Here is an 18,770-nt window from a genome sequence, read left to right on the forward strand (position 1 = left end):
CGGGCCCTCACACGGTCGGCAGCCAGCCCACCTTGCCCGCGAGCAGCCCGTAGCCGACGAAGGCCACGATGTCGAGCAGCGCGTGCGCCACCACCAGCGGCCCGACCCGACCCCACCGCCGGTACAGCAGGACGAAGACCACGCCCATCACCACGTTGCCGACGAAGCCGCCGATCCCCTGGTAGAGGTGGTACGAGCCGCGCAGCACCGAACTCGCCACCAGCGCCGCCATCGGCGTCCACCCCAACTGCCCCAGCCTGCGCAGCAGGTACCCGACGACGATGACCTCCTCCAGCACGGAGTTCTGGATCGCCGACAGGATCAGCACCGGGTACTTCCACCACACCTCGGGCAGCGACTCGGGCACCACGGTGAGGTTGAAGCCGGTCGCCCGCGCCGCCAGGTAGAAGGCGAGGCCCGCGCTGCCGATGCCCGCCGCGACCAGCGCCCCGCGCCCGAGGTCGGGCCAGGGCCGCGTCCGGTCGAAGCCGATGGCACGCAGTCCCGAGCCCTCGCGCAGCAGCAGATGGGCGACGAGCAGGACCGGCACCAGGGCAGAGGCGATCCCGAAGAGCTGCCAGGACAGGTCCAGCCACGGCCGCCCCGGCGCGTACGAGCCGTTGAGGGTGGCCGCCTGCTCCTTCAGCGCACCGGACTTCGTCAGCGAGCCGACGAAGCTGATGAGGGAGGACAGGGCGCTGGCGCCGAGCGAGAGCGCGAGGACGATGAGCGTCTCGTTGCGCAGCACCGGGCGCGACAGTCCGTCGGGGGGCAGGGAAGCGTCACCGACTCGTTGCACCGACACCACACCTGTCTCCACTTCCCGGTCGCGGACCGACGCCGATCGGGCGGCATCCCGATCACTGTGCCATGACCGGCCGTCGCCGCGGCCCGCGACCCAGGGAGCCGCGCTCAGTCGATCCCGACCGGCCAGGTGTGCACCGGCTCGCCCGCGTGCATGAGGGTCCGGTAGCGGCGGGTGGTCGCGGCGAGCGCCGCCTTCCGGTCGAGCCCCGACTCCAGGGCCCGGTGGAAGGTGTCGGCCTGCCACGAGGCCCCGTTCACCTTCCGCAGGCACCGCTGCTCGATCACCCCGAGGTAGAAGTCCCGGTCGGCCGGTTCGATGTGCCAGGCGTCGAGTCCGGCCGCGGCGAGCGGCAGCAGCTCGTCGAGGACCAGCCGCACCGCGGGGACGGTCGCGACGCCGCCGGCCCGCCCCGACCGGGGCCAGCGCAGCTCCGCCTCGATGCCGTGCCGGCAGGCCGTGTCGAAGTTGGCCTCCGCGTCCTCGAAGGCCATCCGCTTCCAGACGGGCCGCGGGTCGTCGGCGAGGGAACGGACGAGCCCGTAGTAGAAGGCCGCGTTGGCGATGACGTCGGTGACGGTCGGCCCGGCCGGCAGGACCCGGTTCTCGACGCGCAGGTGCGGGACGCCGTCGACCCAGCCGTACACCGGCCGGTTCCAGCGGTAGACCGTGCCGTTGTGCAGGACGAGTTCCTGGAGCCGCGGGACGCCACCCCCGTCGAGGACGAGCAGCGGGTCCTCCTCGTCGCAGATCGGCAGCAGCGCGGGGAAGTAGCGCAGGTTCTCCTCGAAGAGGTCGTACACCGAGTCCACCCACCGCTCGCCGAACCAGGTGCGCGGCCGCACGCCCTGCGCCTGGAGTTCGGGCGGGCGGGTGTCGGTGGCCTGGGTGAAGAGCGGGGGCCGGGACTCGCGCCACAACTCGCGCCCGAAGACGAAGGGCGCGTTGGCGCCGAGCGCGATCTGCACGCCGGACACCGCCTGCGCCGCGTTCCACACGGCGGCGAAGCGGGCCGGTGTCACCTGGAGGTGGAGCTGCACCGAGGTGCAGGCCGCCTCGGGCACGATCGACTCCGAGGTGCACAGGAGCCGTTCGACCCCGTGGATGTCCAGGGTGAACTCCTCGCCCCTGGCGGCGAGGATCTGGTCGTTGAGGAGGGTGTAGCGGTCCGCCGCCGAGAGGTTCTCCGGGACCAGGTCGTCCTGCGTGAGGGTCGGCAGTATGCCGATCATGACGACGCCCGCGTCCAGTTCCGCGGCCTTGCGGTCGGCGTATCCGATTCCGGTGCCGATCTCCTCGGCGAGCCGGTCGAATACGCGCCCGTCGAGCTGGTGGGGCGCGATGTTCACTTCGAGGTTGAACAATCCGAGTTCCGTCTGGAAATCGGCGCTCGCGATCTTTTCCAGAACCGGCCCGTTCAGCATGCGGGGCAGTCCGTCGGCACCGGCGAGATTGAGTTCGATCTCCACTCCCATGAGATTGCGGGGACGGTCGAACCTCTTCTCCGCCAGCAGCCTCGCGAGCCCCGCGAGGCACTGCTGGAGCTTTCTCCGGTACTGCTGCCGGTCGGACGGGCCGAACCCGTCGGCCACGACCTTCTCCCCCATCGAAGCGTCCCTCCACGTGTGGGCGGCCGTCAGGGGGGCCGCGCGTCTCGGACCATATGCCCAGCGCGCTGATCCACAACGCCTGCGGAGGAGGGCCGCCGGAGGATAGGCTGGATGCAGCACCCCTCCGTCACATCCCGATGGCACGGAACAATCGACATATACCAATGTCCTATTGTCCCCGGACCCGGGGAGACAATTCGGCCGTCCGACTTCGCGAGGAATACGCAGGTGGGGGCGCCGATACCCGTGGATTCCGCTTCCGCAGCCGCTGTTTTACGGCCTGATGAAGCCTTGCCAGGAATATCGCCGACGTCTAGCGGAAACACTCCGTGAACACGTGTCGTATAAACTCCGCGGACGAGGCAGAGTGTTGGCGCCCGGTCATGGCCACAGGCACTCCTCTGGCCCCGCCGCCGACAGCGCCGTCGTACCTGCCCACGCGTCACCGTGTCTCCTGAGCGAGAGGCGACCCACCATGCTCCGACCCTCCCCGGCCCCTGCGCCGGCCCTCCGCAGCGTCCTCGCGGCCCTCGGCTCGCCGACAGCCGTCCGCGAGCCGCGAACGCCCGCCCTGCGGGCCGCGCAGGGACCGCTGAGCCCCGAACTCCCCCTGCCCGTCCACGTGCTCGGCGTCGCCGGGACACCCGGGCAGGCCCCCCGCACCCGCCTCGCCGGCTGGCGCTTCCTCATCAGGAACGGGGGCCGGACCATCGCCGCCGCGGACACCATGATGACCCCGGACGGCTGGTCCTTCTCGCACTTCTTCGAGGGGCCGTACGTCACCGCGACGGAACGGGCGCTGCACCAGGCCGAGGCGCTGCCCGGCCCGTACCAGCCCCGACTGCTCTCGGTGCCGGAGCTCTACATGCTGACCCTCTGGCTGCACGCCGACCCGGAGGCGGACGGGGCCGCCGGCGGTCCGGGCGCGGCGGACCTGATGGTGCCGCTCGCACCCGCCCCGCCGGGGATCGCCGCCCACCGCCCGTATCAGGTCGCCGACCTCCTGCCCGTGCTCAGCACCCGCCTCGCGCCGCCGCCCCTGCTGGGCTCGGCGGCGCCCGCCTGATCCACCGCACGAGCGTCGCCGCCCCGTGACCCCCGCCCGGGTCACGGGGCGCACTGCTGTCCGACATCCCGGCCCGAACACCGCACCCGAACACCCCTCCCGGACGGACTAGCCCACTGGGACCACTCCGAACCACCCAAAGAGACGGTGCAGTTGACCTGAACCGCCCCTGCGGGTGATGCGTCTTCCCAGGAAAGGACGAGCTGCCGCGAAATCCCTGCGGAAGACCGTCCATGGGGCAAGACTGGGATCGGAACCGAACCGACCGACGGGGGCGGCGATGAGCGCGAAGAGCCGCAGGACATCCACTACGACGCAGCGAAAGAACCCACCCATGTGCCAGCACCAGCCTGCCTGTCCCACTGCCGAATCCGCCGACCGTGAGGCGGCCCGACTGACGGCACACCACCCGGAGCAGGGCTGGAGCCTGCTGTGCAACGGCGTCCTGCTCTTCGAGGACACCGGCGAACTGCTGCCGGACGGGCAGATCATCGCCCCGCACCGGCCGTTGTCGGCGGGCCAGGTGACGACCGCCGCCTGAGGGGACCGCGCGACGCCGAGGGCCGGCCCGGAGACGTCCTCCGAACCGGCCCTCGTTCGCACGCCCGGCCCCCGTACCCGGCCGGGCCCGTGATCAGTTGTCGTACTCGTCCAGCGGCGGGCAGGAGCAGACCAGGTTCCGGTCGCCGAACGCGCCGTCGATGCGACGGACCGGCGGCCAGTACTTGTCGGCGGCCGAGACGCCGGCCGGGAAGACGGCCTCGTCGCGGGTGTACGCGTGGTTCCACTCGCCGCCCAGCGCCGCCGCGGTGTGCGGGGCGTTGCGCAGCGGGTTGTCGTCTGCGGGCCACTGGCCCCCGGCGACCTTCTCGATCTCGGCGCGGATCGCGATCATCGTGTCGCAGAAGCGGTCGAGCTCGGCCAGGTCCTCGGACTCGGTGGGCTCGATCATCAGCGTGCCGGCCACCGGGAACGACATCGTCGGCGCGTGGAAGCCGTAGTCGATCAGGCGCTTGGCGATGTCGTCGACCGTGACGCCGGTGGCCTTGGACAGTGGACGCAGGTCCACGATGCACTCGTGGGCGACCAGTCCGGCCGGACCGGTGTAGAGCACCGGGAAGTGCGGCTCCAGACGCTTGGCGATGTAGTTCGCCGCGAGGACGGCGACCTGGGTGGCCCGCTTGAGGCCCTCGCCGCCCATGAGGCGCACGTACGACCACGAGATCGGCAGGATGCCCGCGGAGCCCCACGGGGCGGCCGAGATCGGGCCCACGCCCGTCTCCGGGCCCGCGGTGGGCTGGAGCGGGTGGTTCGGCAGGTACGGGGCCAGGTGCGCGCGGACGCCGACCGGTCCGACGCCGGGGCCGCCGCCGCCGTGCGGGATGCAGAAGGTCTTGTGCAGGTTCAGGTGCGAGACGTCGCCGCCGAAGTGGCCGGGCTTGGCGAGGCCGACCAGCGCGTTGAGGTTGGCGCCGTCGACGTACACCTGGCCGCCGGCCTCGTGGACCTCGGCGCAGATGTCGGCGACGTGCTCCTCGAAGACGCCGTGCGTCGACGGGTAGGTGATCATGAGCACGGACAGCTCGTCGCGGTACTGCTCGATCTTGGCGCGCAGGTCCGCGACGTCGACCTCGCCGTCGTCGGCGGTCTTGACGACGACGACCTTCATGCCGGCCATCACCGCGGAGGCGGCGTTCGTGCCGTGCGCGGAGGACGGGATGAGGCACACGGTGCGCTGCTCGTCGCCGTTGGCGCGGTGGTAGGCGCGGACGGCCAGCAGGCCGGCCAGCTCGCCCTGCGATCCGGCGTTCGGCTGGATCGACACCTTGTCGTAGCCGGTGACCTCGGCGAGGCGCTCCTCCAGCTCGGTGATGAGCGTGACGTAGCCCTGGGCCTGCTCGACCGGGGCGAAGGGGTGCATCTGGCCGAACTCGGGCCAGGTCACCGACTCCATCTCGGTCGTCGCGTTCAGCTTCATGGTGCAGGAGCCGAGCGGGATCATGCCGCGGTCGAGCGCGTAGTCGCGGTCGGCGAGCTTGCGCAGGTAGCGCAGCATCGAGGTCTCGGACCGGTGCGCGTGGAAGACCGGGTGGGTCATGAACGCGTCGGAGCGGAGCAGACCGGAGGGCAGGGTGTCCTCGGTGGCGGCGTCCAGGGCCTCGATGTCGGCGGTCACGCCGAAGGCGCCCCACACGGCGGTGAGCTGGGCGCGGCCGGTGGTCTCGTCACAGGACATGGAGACGTGGTCGGCGTCGACGCGGTGGAGGTTCACGCCGGCCTCGCGGGCCGCGGCCACGACCGTGTCGGCCTTGCCGGGCACGCGGGCGGTGAGGGTGTCGAAGAAGGCGCCCTGGGTCAGCTCGACGCCGCCCGCGGTGAGGCCGGCGGCGAGGATCGCGGCGTACCGGTGGGTGCGGCGCGCGATGCCTTGGAGGCCCTCGGGGCCGTGGTAGACGGCGTACATGCCGGCCATGACGGCGAGCAGCACCTGGGCGGTGCAGATGTTGCTGGTGGCCTTCTCGCGGCGGATGTGCTGCTCGCGGGTCTGCAGGGCCAGGCGGTAGGCGCGGTTGCCGTCGGCGTCGACGGAGACGCCGACGAGGCGGCCGGGCAGCGAGCGCGCGTGCTTGTCCTGGACGGCCATGTAGCCGGCGTGCGGGCCGCCGAAGCCCATCGGGACGCCGAAGCGCTGGGTGGTGCCGACGGCGATGTCGGCGCCGAGCTCGCCGGGCGAGGTGAGCAGGGTGAGGGCGAGGAGGTCGGCGGCGACGGTGACGATCGCGCCGAGCTCGTGGGCGGCGTCGATCAGCGGCTTGATGTCGCGGACGGCACCGGAGGCTCCGGGGTACTGGAGCAGCACGCCGAAGACGCCGCGCTCGGCGACCTCGGCCGGGATGCCCTCGCTGAGGTCGGCGACGACGACCTCGACGCCGGTCGGCTCGGCGCGGGTCTCGATGACGGCGATGGTCTGCGGCAGGGCGTCCGCGTCGATCAGGAAGACGCCGTTCTTGACCTTGCCGACGCGCCGGGCGAGCGCCATGGCCTCGGCGGCGGCGGTGCCCTCGTCGAGCAGCGAGGCGCCGGAGGTGGGCAGCCCGGTCAGGTCGGCGACGACGGTCTGGAAGTTCAGCAGGGCCTCGAGGCGGCCCTGCGAGATCTCCGGCTGGTAGGGCGTGTACGCCGTGTACCAGGCGGGGTTCTCCATCACGTTCCGGAGGATCACCGGCGGCGTGAAGGTGCCGTAGTAGCCGAGGCCGATCATCGGCGCGAGGACCTGGTTGCGGTCGGCGAGCGCCCGCAGCTCGGCGAGCACCTCGGCCTCCGTGCGCGCGGCCGGCAGGGCCAGCGCCTCGGTGTTCTTGATGACGTCCGGCACCGCGGCGGCCGTGAGCTCGTCGAGCGAGCCGTAACCGACCTGGGCGAGCATCTTGGCGCGCGCCTCGGCGTCGGGCCCGATGTGCCGCTGCTCGAACGGGATGCCCTGTTCGAGCTCGGAGAGCGGAATGCGGTTGGCGGTCATGTACGGAGGCCTCCTGGTCGTCACGACCTGCGAGGGGCACCACGGCGCGGGTACCCGGACGGCCTCCCCCTCTGTCATCTCAACCTGAGAGTTTCACCGGCCCGCCTCACGGCACACCGGCTTTCACCGTCGGTGAGAGCGCATGCCGTCGGACACCGCTCTGCTTTCCAGAGTGACCTCGTCCGCGCGGTACAGGGGCCTGAGAGATTCCGGGGAGGATTTGCTCCTTCGGCGCCCACCGGAAGTGATCTCCGGGGGACTCTCCCGCACGGGGTCGCCAGCCACACCCAGCCTACCAGCGAGGTTCCGGCTTCCATCGCTCAAGTGGCCGACATCCCAGTTGTGCACTTTCGTAGGGGTGTAGGGGTGGGTGCAGAGCAGTTGCGACCTGTTGGAGGGACCGTGCAGACCGATATCGATCCGCGCAGCCTGATCGGCCGCAAGGCGTACGACCGGAACGGACACAAGATCGGAACCGTGGACGAGGTGTACCTGGACGACGCGACCGGCATCCCGGAATGGGCGGCCGTCCGCACCGGCCTGTTCAGCCGGGACGCCTTCGTCCCGCTCGAACCGAGCGAACTGATCGACAACGGCCTCCACATCCCGTACGAGCGGGCCCTCATCAAGGACGCCCCCGACTTCGGGGTCGGGCGCCACCTGTCCCCGGAACAGGAGCTGCAGCTCTACCGCCACTACAGCCTCGCGCTCCCCCCGCCCCCGACCGACAGCCCGGACACCGACTTCGGCCGCCTGGCGGGCCAGTAGACCGACCGCGGCGGCGTCGCCGCGCGCACCCGGCGGCCGACGGGCCGCCGGGCCACCACGAGGGCGCGCGTGGACACCGGCCCCTCTCCCGGGAGCACGCCGCCCGAACCCGACACCGCACGGTCCGGCAGTGGTCCCGCAGCCCGCAGCCCGAGGCTGCTCCTATGTCCCGCCCTCCACCAGCGGCAGCGCCTCCCCGGGCTCCAGCTCGGGATCGTCCACGGCGAAGGTCCGCACCCTCCCGGGCTTCGACCCCGGTTCCTCGAACCGCACCGTGACCCGCCCGACCCCGCTGCCCTGCACCCACCCCGCGCCGTACACGGCGTGCCGGACGTCGTGCCCCGGGGCCCAGTGCCGGACGGCGGGCTCGTCGGCGCCGCCCTCACCGGCGGACGAGGGGACGTCCGCACCCGGGTCGGCGGGGACCGCCGCCACCCCGGCCCCCGCCTCCACCGAGGCCGCGGCCACCTCCGCCTCAGCCTCCGCCTGCGCGAAGAGGTCCTCCTGCGTGTAGTCGGCGAGCCCGCTCACCCCGACCCCGAGCAGCCGGACGCCCCCGGTGGTGTCCACCGCCTCCAGCAGCCGCCCCGCGGCCTCCCGCACCACCACCGGATCGTCCGTGGGCCCCCGGAGCGTCTCGGACCGCGTCAGCGTGGAGAAGTCGAAGCGCCGCACCTTCAGGACGATGGTCCGCCCGGAGTGGCCGGAGGCCCGCAGCCTCCCCACGCACCGCTCCGCGAGCCGTTCGACCTCGACCCTGATCCGCACCCGGTCGTGCAGGTCGACGTCGAAGGTGTCCTCGACGGAGACCGACTTGGCGTCCCGCTCGGCCACCACGGGCCGATCGTCGAACCCCCGGGCCATCCGGTACAGCGAGGCCCCGTGCGCCCGCCCGAGCAGTCGTACGAGCTCGTCCTCGCCCGCCTCCGCCAGATCGGACACGGTGGACATCCCGGCCCGCCGCAGGTGCTCCCCGGTGGCCGGACCCACCCCCGGCAGGATCCGCACCGACCGCGGGGCCAGGAGCTCCCGCTCGGTCCCGGGTTCGATCAGGACGAGACCGTCGGGCTTCGCCTCCTCGGAGGCGATCTTCGCGATCATCTTGGATCCCGCGAGCCCCACGGACCCGGTGAGCCCCGTCGTCGCCAGGATGTCGACCCGCAGCCGCTCGCCGGCCGTGCGGGCGCTCGCGCTGTCGTGGGCCGCTCCCCCGGCCTCCAGGTCCACGAAGGCCTCGTCGAGGCTGAGCGGCTCCACGAGCGGCGAGAGCCGGCCCAGCAGCTCCATGACCTGCTCGCTGATGGACCGGTAGAAGGAGAAGCGGGGCACGAGGTAGGCGGCGTTCGGCGCGAGCCGCCGCGCCTGCCCCATGGGCATGGCCGAGTGGACTCCGAAGCGGCGCGCCTCGTAGGAGGCGGTGGCGACCACGCCCCGGGGCCCGAGGCCGCCGACGACCACGGGCTTTCCGCGCAGGCTGGGCTTCGACGCCTGCTCGGCGGCGGCGAAGAAGGCGTCCATGTCGAGATGGAGGATGGTGGGCGCGGCTCTCACAGCTCCGATGCTGCCTCACACCACTGACAACGGGCCCCGCAACACCGTGGAGGGATCAGGGCCGGCCTCGAAGCCCGGCCGTGGCCCCTGAGCGGACCTTGACGCCCCACCACGGGGCCGGGCCCGACCGCGGAGCCCCGGTGCCCGGGACGGGCCGGGGAAGGCCGCGACGGGCCCCCGCCGGCCTCAGACCGCCCTGTCCCGCCGCCTGCGCGCCAGTTCGTCCCCCGGGTTGTGCCCCACGAGCGTCTCGCCCGTGTCGACCCGCTCCCCGTGCAGCTGCGACAGCGCCGCCTCGACGTCCCGCCAGACCACGCCGACGGCGATGCCGAAGACCCCCTGGCCGCCCTGGAGCAGGTCGACGACCTCGTCCGGCGAGGAGCACTCGTAGACCGTGGCACCGTCGCTCATGAGGGTCATCCGCTCCAGGTCGCGAAAGCCCCGCGCCCGCAGGTGCTGCACGGCGGCCCGGATGTTCTGGAGGGCGACCCCGGTGTCCAGGAACCGCTTGACGATCTTCAGCACGACGACGTCGCGGAAGCTGTAGAGCCGCTGGGTCCCCGAGCCGTACGCCGGCCGCACGCTCGGTTCCACGAGGCCGGTACGCGCCCAGTAGTCCAGCTGGCGATAGGTGATGCCGGCCGCGGCGCACGCCGTGGGACCGCGGTAGCCGACCTTCTCGCCCGCCGCGTCCGGGCCGCCGGAAGCGGCCCCGGGTCCCCCACCGGTCTCCGTACCGAAGTCGCCGACACTGCCGTGAAGCGGGTACGGGCCGCTCTCCCCGGACACACGTCCGAGCGAGCTCCCTGCCGTACCGTCCGCGCTGCTCATCACGCCGACCCTCCGTCCTTGACCTGCCCACACGAAGGTAGGCAGTCACTCGGGGTGCGTCAACGATCGCCACACTCGGCACGCCGAGTGATAATCACCCTGAGGGTGGTTTCCCGACCCTCTCGCCGGGGAAAGGCTAACCGAATGCGCTGACGTCGCCCCGCGAACGGCCCGTGGCCGCGCCGCTACGACTCACTGGCTGTTGGTCCCGAAATCCTCCGGTGAGATCTGGTCGAGGAACTCGCGGAACTTCTCCACCTCGTCCTCCTGCTCGTCCGGAATCGCGATACCGGCGTCGTCCAGCACACCGTCACTGCCGTAGATCGGCGTTCCGGTCCGCAGGGCCAGTGCTATCGCGTCCGAAGGCCGCGCGCTCACCTCGACGCCGCTGGCGAAGACCAGTTCGGCGTAGAAGACCCCGTCACGCAGATCCGTGATGCGGACTTCGGTGAGCTCCTGTCCCACGGCCTCCAGCACGTCCTTGAACAGGTCGTGCGTCAGCGGCCGCGGCGGGGCCATCCCCTGCTGGGCGAAGGCGATCGCGGTCGCCTCACCCGGTCCGATCCAGATGGGGAGGTACCGATCGCCTCCCACTTCACGCAGGAGCACGATCGGCTGGTTGGAGGGCATTTCCACCCGGACACCCACAACGTCGAGCTCGTTCACACAGCAACCCTAGGACGTGCCCGACCGGTTTGGATAGTCGGGCCCCTCCCGAGCACGGCACGAACCCGCCCCGAGCCGGGTACGAAGCGGCCCGGATCACGCCTCGGAGTGCCCGAGCGGGCTCACTGCGGCCGGATCCCCAGCGCGCTCCGCACCAGGGCCGCGTGCAGCCGTACCGACTGTGCGGCGAGCTCCTGGGCGGTGGCCTCGGCATGGGCCCTGGTCTGCGGGTTGCGATGCCGCCGCAGCGGCGCGACGACCTGCTCGATCAGCCCCGCCTCACGGTCCGCGGCGGCCTTGACGGCCCGCAGGTGGCGGGGTTCGAGGCCGAAGCGGCCCAGATCCGCGACCAGCCGCGCGACGGTCACGGCCTCCGGGTCGTAGCCGCCGCCGTCCGTCTCGGCGATCAGGCCGTACGACTCCCACTCGAGCAGCTCCGCCTCGGTGACCTCGGCGGCCGCCAGCAGTTCCGCCCGCCCGATCCGCGCCGCGGTGGGGGGCTCGGCGTCCTGCTCCCAGGCCCCTTCGACGAGGTCGCGCCGCCGGCCGGGAGCCGGCAGCCTGACCTGCTCGCCGCGTGCGAGGGCGTCGAGGTGCTCGCGGATGACCTTCAGCGGAAGATAGTGGTCCCGCTGCATCCGCAGGATCTGAGCGAGCCGCTCGACGTCCTGCGGGCTGAACTTCCGGTACCCGGAGGCCGTGCGCCGGGGCTCCACGAGCCCCTCGGCCTCCAGGAACCGGATCTTGGAGATGGTCACTTCGGGAAATTCGTCGCGCAGCTGGTTCAGCACCGTGCCGATGCTGACCAGCCGGTCGCCCGCGGCGGCGGTGCCGGATCCGGCACCGCCCGTCGGTGTTCGCAGCATGGACCTTCCCTGAAGGCTTCTCCGAGGCGCTACACGCCCCGCTGGCTCGAGTAGAAGACCAGGCGGTACTTGCCGATCTGCACCTCGTCGCCGTTCGACAGAACGACCGAGTCGATCGGCTCGCGGTTGACGTAGGTGCCGTTGAGGCTGCCGACGTCGGAGACGGTGAAGCTGCCGTCCTGGGCCCGCCGGAACTCGACATGGCGACGGGAGACCGTGAAGTCGTCCAGGAAGATGTCGCTCTGCGGGTGACGGCCGGCCGTCGTCAGCTCACCGTCGAGCAGGAAACGGCTGCCGGAGTTCGGCCCACGGCGCACCACGAGGAGCGCGGAACCGAGCGGCAGGGCCTCGACGGCCGCCAGCGCCTCGGGTGAGAGCGAGGGCAGCTGGGTCTGACCGGTGACCTCCGCGTCGTAGGCCTCCAGGCCCGAGATGGAGATCGTGGACGTCGTCTCGGAAGCCCGCTCGGGTGCGACTCCGCCCCGCAGCGGCGTACCGCAGTGGGAGCAGAAACGGCTGTCGGCCGCGTTGCGGTGACCGCACCTCGTACACACCGGCATGGACGCATCCTCCTGCCGCGGCTGCCCCGCCGAGGTCTGTGTCGCGTACGGATCGGGGGTAAACCCTCCACCCGTACTTGAGGTTGATGGTTCTCCGAAACCTATGCGGGCGGCCCTGGCGGGGTCAACAGACGACGCGCCGTACGCGCCCGGAGCCTCACCGCCCTGGCCACCGACCTCGTCGCGGAACAGCGGGCGCTCGCCGCCCTGCTCCTCGCTCTGGGCGTGGCGCGACGCGCGGTGCTTGGCGTTACCGCCGTCCTCGCGTCCGCTCTTGCCGAACAACTTCGCAAAAAAACTCACGGGCGATTCCCCTTGACCGAAACAGACCCGCCCGTGGGGCAGGACGAACCGAGATCCATCACACCTGCCGACCCGGACACCTTCACAACGTCCGTATCCTCCGGACAGTTTCCACCACGCACCACCGATGTGGTGCGCCGACCCCCCGCAACGTCGTGCCCATGTCGCGGGACCCCCTGTGTCTCCCTCTCACTGCGAGGACGACTGAGCGTAGTCAGGCCGCTTCGCCGGTCGCAAGGCGTCGACGACGATCTTCGCCGACCGCTCCACCGTGGCCGTGGCCTGCTCCTTCTCCAGGGTCTGCACGACACCTCCGGGAATGTTGAGCGCGGGCTCGAGATCCTCCGGCTTGCCGATGACCTTGAAGACGTACGGAGCGGTCACCTTCGTTCCATCGATTCGCATGTCATCACCGCCACCGGTGAAGTAGCTGTCCGCGACCACCCGCACACCGTTGACCTGGATGGCCTCGGCGCCCGCTGCGCGCAGCTCCTGGATGGTGTCGAGCAGCATGTCCGACTCGACGGCCCCGCTCGGGTCGCCGACGGTGAGCGTGATGCCGGGGCCCTCGGCCGCGACCGTGCCGGCGAGGATGCCGAGCTGCTGTTCCCGCTCCTGGGTCTGCCTGCGCGCCTCCTCGGCCTGGTCCGAGCTCGACTCCAGTTCGGTGCGCTGCTTCTCCAGCCGGGCCTTCTCGTCCTCCAGCCGCTGGGTGCGGTCGTCGAGCTCGTCGAGGATCCGCACCAGGTCCTCCTGGCGAGCCCCGCGCAGGGCGCTGTTCTCGCTGGTGGAGGAGACCTGGATGGCCAGGCCTAGACCCAGGACGAACAGCAGCAGCGCGACGACGAGCTGGGCCCGGGTCACCCGCGGCGGCCACAGCGCGGAGCCGAGCCGCCGGCGCCCGCTCGGCTCGGCACCGGGGTCGACCGGCGGCACGGCCACCCGGACGTCGTGGTCCGCGCCGGTGTCGTGGACGGAGCCGGCGGGCTCCTCGGGCTCCCCCGGGGCACCTCCGCGCGCCGACGCGCCCGCGCCCTGCGGCGTCCCGGTGCCCGCCGGCTTCCCGAGGCCGATGCCGGGCTGCGGCGCGCCTTCGGGATCGCGGGGCGCCTCGGGCCGCTGCGGGGTCCCGGCGGGATGGCCCGCGTTCCCCGCGTCGGCGGGACCCGCGGGGTTCTCCGCCTTCCCGGGGCCGGAGGGGCTCCTGGGGTTCTCGGGGTTCTCGGGGTACTCGCTCATCGGCCTCACGCCCGGAAGACGTGGCGCCGGATGGCGGCCGCGTTGGAGAAGATGCGGATGCCGAGCACGACGACGACACCGGTCGACAGCTGCGCGCCGACGCCCAGCTTGTCGCCGAGGAAGACGATCAGCGCGGCCACGACCACATTCGACAGGAACGAGACCACGAAGACCTTGTCGACGAAGATCCCGTCGAGCATGGCCCGGAGGCCGCCGAAGACCGCGTCGAGGGCGGCGACCACGGCGATCGGAAGATAGGGCTCCACCACCGCCGGGACTTCGGGTCGGACCAACAGTCCGACCACGACTCCGACGATCAGGCCCAGTACGGCGATCACGATGTGCCCTTCCCTGTGTCGGCCGTGGCCCGGCCGGACGGCGTCGCCGCCCCGGCCCCCCTCGGCTCTGCGGTACGTACGGTCAGGCTCGGCGCGGCCGGCAGGCTGACGTCGCCCTCGGCCGTGATCCCGCTCCTGATCCCGAAGTTCTCCACCAGCGCGTGCAGGTACTGCCCGTCGGCGCTGTCCTGGAACGCGGTGCTCAGCCGCTGTCCGTCCCCGACGGCGAGGATGGTGTACGGCGGCACCAGCGGCTTGTTGTCGACCAGTATGGCGTCGCCCGCGGCCCGGATGGCGGACAGCGAGGTGAGCCGCTGGCCGTTGATGGCGACGGCCTCGGCGCCGGACTCCCAGAGCCCGTTGACGATCCGCTGCATGTCCCGGTCGCGCACCCGGCCCGTGTCGGCGAAGCCGCTGCTCTCCCGCGGTCCGCCTCCCCCGCTCTCGGTGTCCTTGGCGTCGTCGACGACCAGCTTCACGCCGGGTCCGTGCAAAGGCGCCGCCCCCGAGAGCAGCCCAAGGAGCTCGGCCTGGCCGCCGCCCTGCTGCCGTAGTGCCGCCCGCTGCCGCTCGCCGACCTCGGACCGGATCCGCTCGACGTCCTTCTCGAGCTGGTCGGCCGAGGACGTCTCGTCCTCGATCCGGTCGATCAGGTCCTGGCGCTCCTTGGCGACGACCGGCGCGGAGATCCGCGCCTCCGCGGCGCCGACGGTCACGACGGCGGCGGCGAGCAGCAGACCTGCGGCGACGCCCAGCTTGGCCCGCAGGCTGCGGGGCAGGCCACCGCCCTCGGCGGCCCGCCGGGCGGTCGCCTCCGCGTATCCGTCGTCGAGCGCGTGGTCTATCACGTTGTTCAGCAGCGACATCGACGCGTCCGGGCGCGGCGGTGGTGATCCGGTGCTCCGAACGGGGGGCTGCTGCGACATGCCGCACATCGTCGCACGTCGCACGGCCTACCGCCGAATGGCCCCTCCCGGCCGGCGGGGACGCGCCCGTGGCGCGGTCCCCGCCGACCGGGAGGATCGGGTCAGCTGCCTGCGCTGTCGACCACTGCGGCCCACTCGTCGAGCAGGGCCTGGGCGGAGGCGTCGTCGGGTCCTTCGGCCCACAGATGGGTGACGGCCTCGGCGGGGTCGGGCAGCACCATCACCCAGCGCCCGTCGGCCTCGACCACCCGCACGCCGTCGGTGGTGTCGACGGAGCGGCTGCCCGCCGCCTCCACCACCCGGCGCATCACGAGCCCCTTCACGGCCCACGGCGTCGCGATGTCCCGCTTGAGGACGTGCGCCCGCGGAATCCGCGCGTCGATCTGGCTGAGCGTGAGCTGGGTCCGGGCGACGAGGCCGATGAGCCGCACGAAGGCGGCGGCCCCGTCGAAGACGCTGCTGAACTCGGGCACGATGAAGCCGCCGCGCCCGTCGCCGCCGAAGATCGTCGACTCCTCGCGGCCGACCCTGGTGAGGTCGTCCGGCGAGGTCGTCGTCCACTCCACCTGTGTGCCGTGGTACGCGGCGACCTGCTCGGCGATCCGGGTGGTGGTGACCGGCAGGGCGACCCGTCCCGAACGCCGCTCGGCGGCCACCAGGTCCAGCATCACGAGCAGGGCCCGGTCGTCCTCGATGATCCGTCCCCGCTCGTCCACGAGCGAGAGCCGTTCGCCGACGGGGTCGAACCGCACTCCGAACGCGGCCCGCGCCGAGGCCACGATCTCCCCGAGGCGGACGAGCCCGGCACGCCGGCTCTCGGCCGACTCCGTGGGTCTGGACTCGTCGAGTCCGGGGTTGATCGTCAGCGAGTCGACCTGGAGACGCCCGAGGAGGCTGGGCAGCACGAGTCCGGCGCTGCCGTTGGACGCGTCCACGACGACCTTCAGCCCGGCCTCGGCGATCCCGGAGGTGTCGACGTTCCGCAGCAGGGACCCGGTGTACGAGTCGAAGACGCTGGCCGGGAAGGACAGGTCGCCGATCTCGCCGGGGAACGCGCGCCGGTACTCCTGCCGCGCGAACACCCGGTCGAGCTTGCGCTGCCCGCCCTGCGACAGGTCGGCTCCGCGTTCGTCGAAGAACATGATGTCGACGGAGTCGGGGACGCCGGGCGAGGTACGGACCATGATGCCGCCGGCGCTGCCCCGCGCGGTCTGCTGCCGTGCCACCGGCAGCGGCACGTTCTCCAGGTCCCGTACGTCGATGGCGCTGGCCTGCAGGGCGGAGATCACGGCTCGTTTGAGTGCCCGTGCGCCACGGGAGTGGTCACGGGCGGTGGTGACGGTCGAGCCCTTCTTCAGGGTCGTGGCGTACGCCCCCGCGAGCCGGACGGCCAGTTCCGGGGTGATCTCCACGTTGAGGATGCCGGAGACTCCGCGGGCCCCGAAGAGGTGGGCCTGGCCGCGGGACTCCCAGATGACCGAGGTGTTGACGAAGGCGCCGGCCTCGATCGTCTTGAACGGGTAGACGCGGACGTTGCCCTGCACGATCGATTCCTCACCGATCAGGCACTCGTCCCCGATGACGGCTCCGTCCTCGATCCGGGCGGCCCGCATGATGTCGGTGTTCTTTCCGATCACACAGCCGCGCAGATTGCTCTGCTGTCCGACGTAGACGTTGTCGTGGACGACGGCCTTGTGGAGGAAGGCTCCGCTCTTCACGACGACGTTCGAGCCGACGACGGTGTGCTCGCGGATCTCGGTGCCGGCCTCCACCTTGGCGTAGTCGCCGATGTAGAGGGGCCCGCGCAGCACGGCGTCGGGATGCACCTCGGCGCCTTCGGAGACCCATACGCCCGGGGAGATCTCGAAGCCGTCGATGTCGACCTGGACCTTGCCCTCGAGGACGTCCGCCTGGGCCTTCACATAACTCTCGTGCGTGCCCACGTCCTCCCAGTAGCCCTCGGCGACATAGCCGTAGATCGGCTTGCCCTCCTTCATCAGCTGCGGGAAGACATCACCCGACCAGTCGACCGAGGTGTCCGCCTGGACGTAGTCGAAGACCTCGGGCTCCATCACGTAGATGCCCGTGTTCACCGTGTCCGAGAAGACCTGGCCCCAGGTGGGTTTCTCCAGGAAGCGCTCGACCTTGCCCTCTTCGTCGACGATCGTGATGCCGAATTCCAGCGGGTTCGGGACCCGGGTCAGGCAGACCGTGACGAGGGCGCCCTTCTCCTTGTGGAAGGCGATGAGATCGGTGAGGTCGAAATCGGTGAGTGCGTCACCGGAGATGACGAGGAAGGCGTCGTCCTTCAACGCTTCCTCGGCGTTCTTCACACTTCCCGCTGTACCGAGTGGCTTTTCCTCGTTGGCATACGTGAGCTCCATGCCGAGCTCCTCGCCGTCGCCGAAGTAGTTCCTGACGAGTGAGGCGAGAAACTGCACGGTGACGACGGTCTCGTTGAGACCGTGCCTCTTGAGCAGTCGTAGGACGTGCTCCATGATCGGCCGGTTCACCACCGGCAGTAGAGGCTTGGGCATGCTCGAGGTCATCGGGCGAAGTCGGGTTCCTTCGCCACCGGCCATCACGACGGCCTTCATGTCGGAAGCGTCCTCCTTGAAGAGACGACGGTCCTGCCGACTTCACCTGTCCACTCGGTCGCCCTGGGACGTCCTCGATGTTGCCGGCGACGCTGCTCGGCACAGGACGGACGGGCTCAATCGGCCTCGGTATCCGCCTTCACGAGTCGACGGACCTGGACCACGTAGAGGATCCCTGCCCACCAATACAGAGTTGTACCCCATCCGGCGAAGGCCCACCCGAAAACTTCAGCGAGTGACGAAAGCCAGCCCGTTCCGTCACTGAGAAGCAGCAACGGGAACGCGTACATCAGGTTGAATGTCGCAGCTTTGCCGAGGAAGTTCACCTGCGGCGGCGGGTAGCCGTGCCGGCGGAGGATTCCGACCATCACCAGCAGCATCGCCTCCCGTGCCAGGAGCGCGGCGGTCAGCCACCACGGCAGGATCTCGCGCCAGGTGAGACCCACGAGCGTGGACAGGATGTACAACCGGTCCGCGGCGGGATCGAGCAGTCGGCCGAGGTTGCTGATCTGGTTCCAGCGCCGGGCCAGTTTGCCGTCGAGATAGTCGCTGACGCCGCTGAGCATCAGGACGAGAAGCGCCCAGCCGTCGCTGTTGGGGCCGCCGAACTCCGGACGGAGAATCAACCACAGAAACAGCGGCACGCCGGCGAGGCGCGCCATGCTGAGAATGTTGGGGATGGTGAGGACCCGGTCGGTCTGAACGCGAGTCTCCTGGACCTCCACCCGGGGGCCTCCTGCTGGGAACGTACGGACGATGCCCCCTGACCTTACCCTCAGCCACCACGCCCGGCTGCACAGGGGGCGCCGGGCCGGCCCTGAACGCAGAAATGCCTCAACCCCCGGACATGGTCCGGGGGTTGAGGCTAAAGATTGTTCGGCGGCGTCCTACTCTCCCACAGGGTCCCCCCTGCAGTACCATCGGCGCTGAAAGGCTTAGCTTCCGGGTTCGGAATGTAACCGGGCGTTTCCCTAACGCTATGACCACCGAAACACTATGAAGTTGAACTCGACCGGCAAAGGGAGTTCATTGCTTCAGAACTAACACAGTGGACGCGAGCAACTGAGGACAAGCCCTCGGCCTATTAGTACCGGTCAGCTCCACCCATTACTGGGCTTCCACAT

Annotated in this window: 16 protein-coding genes, 1 rRNA gene and 1 riboswitch; of the genes, 3 read left to right on the forward strand and 14 right to left on the reverse strand. The window is 71.0% G+C overall.

From position 1 onward, the window contains the following. Positions 1–7: 7 nt before the first annotated feature. Entirely contained in the window at positions 8–799 is a 792-nt protein-coding gene (locus ACF09E_RS04575) for a CPBP family intramembrane glutamic endopeptidase (RefSeq protein WP_392203817.1), read from the reverse strand. A gap of 113 nt (positions 800–912) precedes the next feature. Beyond that, on the reverse strand, positions 913–2,412 hold the full coding sequence (locus ACF09E_RS04580) for a glutamate--cysteine ligase (protein WP_392203818.1): 1,500 nt from the start codon (positions 2,410–2,412) through the stop codon (positions 913–915). A gap of 478 nt (positions 2,413–2,890) precedes the next feature. Here ACF09E_RS04580 and ACF09E_RS04585 point away from each other — a divergent pair, with 478 nt between their 5' ends. Further along, positions 2,891–3,481, forward strand: coding sequence for a hypothetical protein (locus ACF09E_RS04585; RefSeq protein WP_388805450.1), 591 nt, complete (start codon positions 2,891–2,893; stop codon positions 3,479–3,481). Between the two features lie 334 nt (positions 3,482–3,815). Continuing rightward, entirely contained in the window at positions 3,816–4,022 is a 207-nt protein-coding gene (locus tag ACF09E_RS04590) for a DUF5999 family protein (RefSeq protein WP_361859001.1), read from the forward strand. 93 nt (positions 4,023–4,115) lie between these two features. On the opposite strand, the gene gcvP is transcribed toward ACF09E_RS04590, so the two are convergent. After that, positions 4,116–7,001 carry an aminomethyl-transferring glycine dehydrogenase gene (gene gcvP, locus ACF09E_RS04595; RefSeq protein ID WP_388805453.1) on the reverse strand — a complete coding sequence of 962 codons (2,886 nt, stop codon included), beginning with the start codon at positions 6,999–7,001 and terminating at the stop codon, positions 4,116–4,118. Positions 7,002–7,178: 177 nt separating this feature from the next. Then, a riboswitch (glycine riboswitch) is annotated at positions 7,179–7,278 on the reverse strand. Positions 7,279–7,403: 125 nt separating this feature from the next. On the opposite strand from gcvP, the gene ACF09E_RS04600 reads away from it, so the two are divergent. Then, positions 7,404–7,769, forward strand: coding sequence for a PRC-barrel domain-containing protein (locus tag ACF09E_RS04600; RefSeq protein WP_388805456.1), 366 nt, complete (start codon positions 7,404–7,406; stop codon positions 7,767–7,769). A gap of 162 nt (positions 7,770–7,931) precedes the next feature. Here the strand turns inward: ACF09E_RS04600 and ACF09E_RS04605 are convergent, their stop codons facing one another. From ACF09E_RS04605 to rrf, 11 genes are all read right to left on the reverse strand, one after another. Further along, the gene (locus ACF09E_RS04605) at positions 7,932–9,320 is read right to left on the reverse strand and encodes a DNA polymerase IV (protein ID WP_392203819.1); all 1,389 of its coding nucleotides are present in this window, start codon (positions 9,318–9,320) and stop codon (positions 7,932–7,934) included. A gap of 186 nt (positions 9,321–9,506) precedes the next feature. After that, positions 9,507–10,151 (reverse strand): whiB transcriptional repressor BldO, encoded by a 645-nt coding sequence (bldO, locus tag ACF09E_RS04610; protein WP_392203820.1) that lies wholly within the window; start codon positions 10,149–10,151, stop codon positions 9,507–9,509. 192 nt (positions 10,152–10,343) lie between these two features. After that, positions 10,344–10,817 (reverse strand): bifunctional nuclease family protein, encoded by a 474-nt coding sequence (locus tag ACF09E_RS04615; RefSeq protein WP_015032172.1) that lies wholly within the window; start codon positions 10,815–10,817, stop codon positions 10,344–10,346. Between the two features lie 122 nt (positions 10,818–10,939). After that, on the reverse strand, positions 10,940–11,683 hold the full coding sequence (locus ACF09E_RS04620; protein ID WP_392203821.1) for a MerR family transcriptional regulator: 744 nt from the start codon (positions 11,681–11,683) through the stop codon (positions 10,940–10,942). Between the two features lie 29 nt (positions 11,684–11,712). Then, on the reverse strand, positions 11,713–12,675 hold the full coding sequence (locus ACF09E_RS04625) for an FHA domain-containing protein (RefSeq protein ID WP_392203871.1): 963 nt from the start codon (positions 12,673–12,675) through the stop codon (positions 11,713–11,715). 60 nt (positions 12,676–12,735) lie between these two features. Then, positions 12,736–13,785: a DUF881 domain-containing protein gene (locus tag ACF09E_RS04630; protein ID WP_392203822.1), complete on the reverse strand. Its 1,050-nt coding sequence runs from the start codon at positions 13,783–13,785 to the stop codon at positions 12,736–12,738. 5 nt (positions 13,786–13,790) lie between these two features. Then, positions 13,791–14,123, reverse strand: coding sequence for a small basic family protein (locus ACF09E_RS04635; RefSeq protein ID WP_015032176.1), 333 nt, complete (start codon positions 14,121–14,123; stop codon positions 13,791–13,793). Further along, positions 14,120–15,049, reverse strand: a complete 930-nt coding sequence (locus ACF09E_RS04640; RefSeq protein WP_392203823.1) for a DUF881 domain-containing protein — start codon at positions 15,047–15,049, stop codon at positions 14,120–14,122. Before ACF09E_RS04640 ends, ACF09E_RS04635 begins: the two co-directional genes overlap by 4 nt. Positions 15,050–15,150: 101 nt before the next feature. Then, positions 15,151–17,646: a sugar phosphate nucleotidyltransferase gene (locus ACF09E_RS04645; RefSeq protein WP_388805472.1), complete on the reverse strand. Its 2,496-nt coding sequence runs from the start codon at positions 17,644–17,646 to the stop codon at positions 15,151–15,153. A 116-nt stretch (positions 17,647–17,762) separates the two neighbouring features. Further along, positions 17,763–18,371, reverse strand: a complete 609-nt coding sequence (locus ACF09E_RS04650; protein WP_056555572.1) for a CDP-alcohol phosphatidyltransferase family protein — start codon at positions 18,369–18,371, stop codon at positions 17,763–17,765. 149 nt (positions 18,372–18,520) lie between these two features. Then, positions 18,521–18,637: ribosomal RNA gene (rrf, locus tag ACF09E_RS04655) — 5S ribosomal RNA — on the reverse strand. Positions 18,638–18,770 lie beyond the last annotated feature (133 nt).

This window comes from Streptomyces sp. NPDC014891 (assembly GCF_043081085.1).
Lineage (GTDB): Bacteria > Actinomycetota > Actinomycetes > Streptomycetales > Streptomycetaceae > Streptomyces.

Coding starts and splice junctions, on each gene's coding strand:
- ACF09E_RS04580 (WP_392203818.1), bottom strand. CDS start 2,412: ATGGGGGAGAAGGTCGTGGCCGACGGGTTCGGCCCGTCCGACCGGCAG.
- ACF09E_RS04585 (WP_388805450.1), top strand. CDS start 2,891: ATGCTCCGACCCTCCCCGGCCCCTGCGCCGGCCCTCCGCAGCGTCCTC.
- ACF09E_RS04590 (WP_361859001.1), top strand. CDS start 3,816: ATGTGCCAGCACCAGCCTGCCTGTCCCACTGCCGAATCCGCCGACCGT.
- gcvP (WP_388805453.1), bottom strand. CDS start 7,001: ATGACCGCCAACCGCATTCCGCTCTCCGAGCTCGAACAGGGCATCCCG.
- bldO (WP_392203820.1), bottom strand. CDS start 10,151: ATGAGCAGCGCGGACGGTACGGCAGGGAGCTCGCTCGGACGTGTGTCC.
- ACF09E_RS04620 (WP_392203821.1), bottom strand. CDS start 11,683: ATGCTGCGAACACCGACGGGCGGTGCCGGATCCGGCACCGCCGCCGCG.
- ACF09E_RS04630 (WP_392203822.1), bottom strand. CDS start 13,785: ATGAGCGAGTACCCCGAGAACCCCGAGAACCCCAGGAGCCCCTCCGGC.
- ACF09E_RS04640 (WP_392203823.1), bottom strand. CDS start 15,049: ATGTCGCAGCAGCCCCCCGTTCGGAGCACCGGATCACCACCGCCGCGC.
- ACF09E_RS04645 (WP_388805472.1), bottom strand. CDS start 17,646: ATGAAGGCCGTCGTGATGGCCGGTGGCGAAGGAACCCGACTTCGCCCG.